Source organism: Psychrobacter sp. (genome assembly GCF_036731945.1).
GTDB lineage: Bacteria > Pseudomonadota > Gammaproteobacteria > Pseudomonadales > Moraxellaceae > Psychrobacter.
In genome coordinates this window covers 607-6943 of record NZ_DAINDI010000029.1, presented here as the reverse complement: position 1 = coordinate 6943, position 6337 = coordinate 607, and the positions used below count along the sequence as shown (strand labels likewise).

Sequence of the window (6337 nt, the reverse complement as noted above, 5' to 3'; positions counted from 1 at the left end):
CACGCCCATGGTGGCAAGCTGCGCCAACCCTTCGAAAAAATCCACCAAAGAGATGGGTTGATGTGGTTTTATTACGCTGTTATCGACATTTTCGGCGACCAGCTCATCAACATAAATATAGTCAAGTTTTGCTAGCGCTTCATAGACATCGTCTTGAAAGTCTGCTTTTGCGCCCAATTCATCATCAGAGGGGCGCCGAGTGGTCGCAAATAAATCGTGTATGGTTTCTATAGGTCTTGGATTGGGCATAGTATTGCTACAGCAAGCGATTAAGGATAGTTGCCATACTAGCCTGTAAATGCCATAAACAGAAGAAAATGATTTAACTATCAGGTATTTTTATGGTTAAAATGCTCACAAGCACGTAAAGGTTTGTTTTTTATCAATATATATCCTAATATGGATATATATTTGCATATAAAAATACTACTACGGCGCTAGACATAAATAAAAAAAACCCCAGATTTACTCTGAGGTTTGTATTATTCATTAAGATAATTAGGTTAAATAGCTGGTCAAAAACTTATTTAACCTCTGTCTGCCACTGATGAGCGCCTAATTTTAAAGTCAATACATCACCCGCATGTAAAGCGCCAACGCCGCTTGGCGTCCCTGTCATAATAACGTCGCCTGCTTGCAAACTAAAAGCATGACTGATATTGACCAATAACTCATAAACGGGAAATAGCATCAAGGCGCTATCGCCGTCTTGCTTGAGTTCGTTATTAATATTTAACTGATAATGGACGTTTCTGAAGTCGCCAAAGGCATTTGCATCGAGCCAGTCAGCAAGCACACAAGCGCCATCAAAGCACTTAGCGCGCTCCCAAGGATGACCTTTTTCTTTCAGCTCAGTTTGTAGCTCACGCAAGGTCAAATCAAGCCCCAAGGTCACGCCACCAATAGCTTGTTTCACTTCTGCAAGCGTGGCTTTTGATAAGTCTGTTGCCAGCTGAATACAAAGCTCAGCTTCATAGTGGGTTTCGCCAAAGATGGCAAGGTTTGGGCGCTCAACGCCCTGATGGATAGATACCACCGAAGAGGCAGGTTTCATAAATAGCATCGGCGCGCTAGGCACTTCATTGTCCAACTCCTGCGCATGCGCCGCATAGTTGCGCCCAACACATACTACTTTACCGATAGAAGTACGCAGACGTTCGCTATTATCAATGCTGGTATCGCTATTGGTATCAGTGGTGCCAGCAGTATCTTTCACATTACCAATAATAGCATTAGCGATGGACATATGGGGCGATGAGCTCATACAGTTTCCTTACGGCCGATTTTTTAATTTATGACCACTATAGCTTTTTTATTTTGCCGTGCCTACTGTTAAGGAATGGTATTGGTAACCACGTCTGGCGGCACATAGCTGGCGTGACGATTCATACGTTTTTCAAACAATCTAAAGCTAAATAAAATCACCCACGATAGCAGCAGATAAACAACACCGGCCGCAAAGAACAATTCCATCAAGGTATAAGTACGCGCACTAATCGTACGCGCAACGCCCGTGATATCCATCAACGCAATGGTGGATGCCAGCGCACTTCCCTTTAGCATAAAGATAACTTCATTACTGTAAGCAGGAATCACAATGCCAAAAGCGCGCGGTAAGGTAATACGCGTCAGCTTCTGCCATTTTGACATGCCAATGGCATCGGCGGCTTCAAGCTCGCCCACAGGAATATTTTGGATTGCACCGCGAATAATCTCTGCCAAATAGGCGCTGGTATTAAGGGTAAAGGCGATGATGGCACACCAATAAGCTTGGCTAAGTACTGGCTCCCATAAAAACGAGTTACGTACCGCTTCGAACTGCCCCAGCCCATAATAAATCAAAAATATCTGTACCAGTAGCGGCGTGCCACGGAAAAAGAAGATATATAAAAATGGTAATACTTGCACCAGCCAATTTTTGGACAGGCGCAATAATGCCAAAATCAAACCAAAAAACAACCCAATAATACCCGAGAATACAACGAGCTGGACAGTCAATACCGCGCCGCTCATTAAATCAGGGATATGGTCAAAAATGACCTGCCAATTCCAATCCATAGTAACTCTCCTCTACCCTATGGTCGATTGACTTTGAGTGGTTTGATAGTGGGTTTGACGGCTGAGCTTTTTAGCATAACGCGCCGCCGGATTGGCACGCCACTCAAGCCACATCATAAAACCAGTAATCAACATGGTCAGACCCAAATAAATAATCGCCGCTGCCATATAAAACGTAAACGGCTGCTGTGTCGACTGCGCCGCGCGCGACGATTGATACATGATATCTTTGAGACCGACGACCGACACCAAGGCCGTATCTTTAAGCAATACCAAAAACAAATTGCCGAGACCTGGCAGTGCAATCTGCCAGACTTGTGGCAAGGTAATACGATAAAAAGTCTGAAAAGGTCGCATGCCAATCGCTTGCGCCGCTTCTCTTTGCCCTATTGGAATCTCTTGAATGGACATGCGAAAAATTTCGGTCGCGTAAGCACCAAAAGCAATTGATAACGCCATCACCCCGCCCCAAAACGCGCTAATCTCGATATAGTCGTTATAGCCGAACTTTTTGAGGATGCTCATGAGCAATATCGAGCCGCCGTAATAAATAAACAGCACCAATAACAGCTCAGGGATGCCGCGCATCGTGGCAGTATAGACCGTCGCAAGCTTACGCAGCAGCCAGACATTGGACATCTTGGCGGTCGCGCCAAGCAAGCCTAACGCCATACCGATGACCAGACTGGTCAACGCAAGCTTTATAGTGACGGTAGCGCCGCTTAGTAATAGCGCGCCAAATCCTTGTAAATCAAACACAATTATCCACTCAGTCTCTTTATATTAGCAAGTTGCAAAATATGAGTTAAAAGAATCAGCATCAATAGCTGAGCGCTGCGAATAGTCGTATGACCAACCGCATAGATGGCGGTTTTTTGCGTCATAGAATGACGTGATATTCATACGATTACGGCGGCGGAAATTGACACAGTAGAAATGAGCGCTGATTTTATCATATTCGCTGCCAGCTATGTTAATACTCACGCATAAAAGCGCTGCCTAAATAGGCACTTATCAGGATAAATAGTAAAAAAATCAGTGCTATTTGATAAAAGTTGACCAGCAATAACGATAAAAAAGCAAAAAGACATCACCCTGATGGTAATGTCTTTTTGCTTTTATGACTTCACGTTTACCACTAAATAGAGAAAACTGTGATTAATATAACGATGAGAATAAGTGCTTATTGCGCTGCCTTTTCTACCGTTGGTTCGGTTGATGCTGTCTCAGTGATTACCGCCTTAGCTGGTACGGCAAAATATTTTTGATTGATTTTATCATACGTGCCATTGGACTTTAGATTGGCCAAAGATTTATTAATTTTGGCTTGCAAGGCTTCATCGTTAGGACGTACGGCAATCGCAAAATTATCATTGATATCTATCTCATCGCCTTTGATTGCATAATTGCTGCCTGATGCTGAGCCAAGCCACTCTAGCGCTGGGAGTTTGTCAGATATCATGGCATCAACGCGACCAGAACCCAAATCCAAAAAGGCATTACTTAAGGTGTCATAAAGCTTCATATCAGCTTTTGGATAAGCGTTTTCTAACCACTGCGAAGAGATGGTCGAGCGCTGCGCAGCAATAGAATGCGCATCGATATCGCTGCTATTGGCAGGATCAAAACTGCTGTCTTTTTTGGCTAAAAAAACCAAGGCATTGCTAAAATACGGATCAGTAAAGGCCACTTGCTTTGCACGCTCTGGCGTGACCGACATCGCCGCGACGATGGCATCATATTTACCCGCTTTAAGCCCCGGAATAATACCGTCCCAATCTTGCGCTATGATTTCACAAGTCATCTGTAAATCGTCACAAATAGCATTGGCGATTTCAACATCGAAGCCGCCAAGCGTGCCATCGGCATTGGTGTAATTAAAAGGGGCATAAGCGCCTTCGGTACCAATACGTAGTACATTATCATCGTCGCTCGCAGCGCCATTATTATCAGCCGCTTCTGACGTTTTAGTCGTATCCGAGCTCGCGCTTTCGTTAGTCTCATTTTGACCATTACTACAGCCCGCTAAAGCCAATAGTGCCGCTAAGGCTAGCATCGATTTTGTCTTTAACAAGTGCTTACTAGCGGATGAGGTAACAGAGGACGTACTAGACATAGGGGCTAAAAGAAGATGGTTGCTCATAATCATCCTTGATATTGTTATTTGGCATTATTAATTGGCATTGGTACTTAATATCGTTACTTAGCAAAATATTATAAACGGCATAAAGCACGCTTTAGTCAAAACGTGCTTTATTAAAATCAGCGCTTATCTAATAAACTATTAGAGACAACTATATTAATTAGTCGCCGTTTCTGCTTGCTCTTCTTTGGCAATCACTGCATTGGCATCGACATTACCATCATCAACCACGACTACTTCTTTGACACCCTCAGTCGCTACTGCTTGTTGCGCCGCCGCCGTTGAGCTGGTACCAAAATAGCTACCAGTGATTTGGTCATAAGTGCCATTATCTTTTAGTTCAGCCAACGCTTTATTAAACTTGGCAACCAATGGATCGCCTTTACGGAAGGCAATACCCATCGCATCATCGCTGGTGCTGATCTCTTGACCTTTGACCTCGTAGTCTTTACCGGCTTCGGTTTTTAACCAGTCGATACCGGTGACTTTATCAGACATCATGGCACGGACGCGACCTGAGGTTAGGTCTAAATAAGCATTGTCTTGAGTGTCATAAAGCTTGATGTCAGAGTCGGCATGTTTTTCTTGCAGATATTGTGAAGCAACAGGCTGACCTTTTAGGCCATCGACGCTAATATCATCGCCTTTTTTACCGATGAGGATGATACCAGTATGAAAGTACGGGTCGCTAAATTCTACGACTTCTTTACGCTCAGGCGTGATTGACATGCCAGCGATGGCCGCATCAAATTTCTGTGCATTTAGCCCTGGAATGAGGCCGTCCCAATCTTGCGAGATAACTTCACATTCAGCTTTCATTTGCGCACATAAAGCGTCTACCAGCTCAATCTCGTAGCCAATTAATTTACCATCGGCGTCGGTATAGCTAAAAGGCTTATAGCTTGATTCTGTGGCGATTTTTATATGTAAAGGGGCATCGCTTGTAGCAGTGGCGTCCGTATTTTCTGTAGGCGTTGAGCTGTTGTTACAAGCAGCAAGCAGCAGCATCGCTGCACTAAGTGGCGCAAGCCATAGCGCTTTTTTGCTGATTGATGAGGTCATTGAAGTGATCATAGAGGTTATTCCTTAATATATTTACCAGCCGTTATTCATCCGCAATGGGTCAGACATTGGTTAATCAGCGCTTATCGAAACCGTCTGTTGACTAATAGCTATCGGTTAAAGACTTCTCGCAAAGCGCATCAAGCAAATTACTGACCGAAGTTTTCTTGCTCAAGACGGGCAAGCTCACCGTTGCTACGGATTTCGCTCAGCGCTTTATTGAAGTCGTCTTTGATTGAGTCACCTTTACGGACAGCAATGGCAATATTATCGTCGTTATCAATCTCATCACCCACGATACCAAAACCTTCTGGATTGTCCGCTAACCATGATTTGGCAGAGACTTTTTCGGCAAGTACCGCATCGCTACGACCAGATTTTAGGTCTAAGTAAGCATTGTCATAATTATCATAAAGCTTGACGGTGTTGCCGTCTTTACCTTCATAATTGTCTTGTAAATACGCGCCAGGTGTCGTTGAGCGCTGACCACCAAGCGTTAGATTTTTAATGGATTTGGGGTCAAAGCCACTTTTGGTATCGGTAAGCCAAACCATGGTATTGGCAAAGTACGGCTCGCTAAAATCAACCTTTTCTTGGCGCTCTTCAGTGATAGACATACCAGCGATGACGGCATCGTATTTTTGCGCCAATAGACCTGGAATAATACCGTCCCAATCTTGAGCAACGATTTCACATTTGGCTTGCATTTGCGCACATAAGGCATTGGCGACGTCGATATCGAATCCCGCCAAGCTGCCATCGGCATTGGTATAGTTAAAAGGAGGATATGCGCCCTCAGTGGCGATACGAATGGTCTTGCCGGCCGTTTCTGCGGCAGGGGCATCAGCGTTGGTATCAGTAGCGTCATTAGCAGGCTGACTACAAGCGCCAAGCATAAGCGCAGCGGTGAAGGTCATCGATGACCACAATAGGCGAGAATTCGACATCATACATTCCTTAAATTCTGATGAGGTTTTTGATATAGGGTTCTGATATTTTGTTCTCTGACGTCCCTGCCAGATAAGCAAGTCAATGAACATAAAGACATAGGCAGACGCCAGTTGCGACTGCCTA

Annotated in this window: 6 protein-coding genes and 1 pseudogene; all 7 read right to left on the bottom strand. The window is 44.4% G+C overall.

Translation table 11 applies throughout. From position 1 onward, the window contains the following. A pseudogene (locus V7D75_RS07585) lies at positions 1–249 on the bottom strand (hypothetical protein); the annotation flags it as partial. Between the two features lie 274 nt (positions 250–523). Next, complete coding sequence (locus V7D75_RS07580) at positions 524–1153, bottom strand: fumarylacetoacetate hydrolase family protein (RefSeq protein ID WP_442968937.1); 630 nt, start codon at positions 1151–1153, stop codon at positions 524–526. A 179-nt stretch (positions 1154–1332) separates the two neighbouring features. Next, on the bottom strand, positions 1333–2058 hold the full coding sequence (locus V7D75_RS07575) for an ABC transporter permease (RefSeq protein ID WP_068405992.1): 726 nt from the start codon (positions 2056–2058) through the stop codon (positions 1333–1335). A 12-nt stretch (positions 2059–2070) separates the two neighbouring features. Further along, entirely contained in the window at positions 2071–2817 is a 747-nt protein-coding gene (locus V7D75_RS07570; RefSeq protein WP_333614075.1) for an ABC transporter permease, read from the bottom strand. Positions 2818–3241: 424 nt separating this feature from the next. Continuing rightward, positions 3242–4201: an ABC transporter substrate-binding protein gene (locus V7D75_RS07565; protein ID WP_333614074.1), complete on the bottom strand. Its 960-nt coding sequence runs from the start codon at positions 4199–4201 to the stop codon at positions 3242–3244. Between the two features lie 156 nt (positions 4202–4357). Next, a complete protein-coding gene (locus tag V7D75_RS07560) occupies positions 4358–5275 on the bottom strand; it encodes a transporter substrate-binding domain-containing protein (RefSeq protein WP_333614073.1) in 918 nt (305 codons plus the stop codon). 137 nt (positions 5276–5412) lie between these two features. Next, a complete protein-coding gene (locus V7D75_RS07555; protein WP_333614072.1) occupies positions 5413–6213 on the bottom strand; it encodes a transporter substrate-binding domain-containing protein in 801 nt (266 codons plus the stop codon). Between the last annotated feature and the right edge of the window lie 124 nt (positions 6214–6337).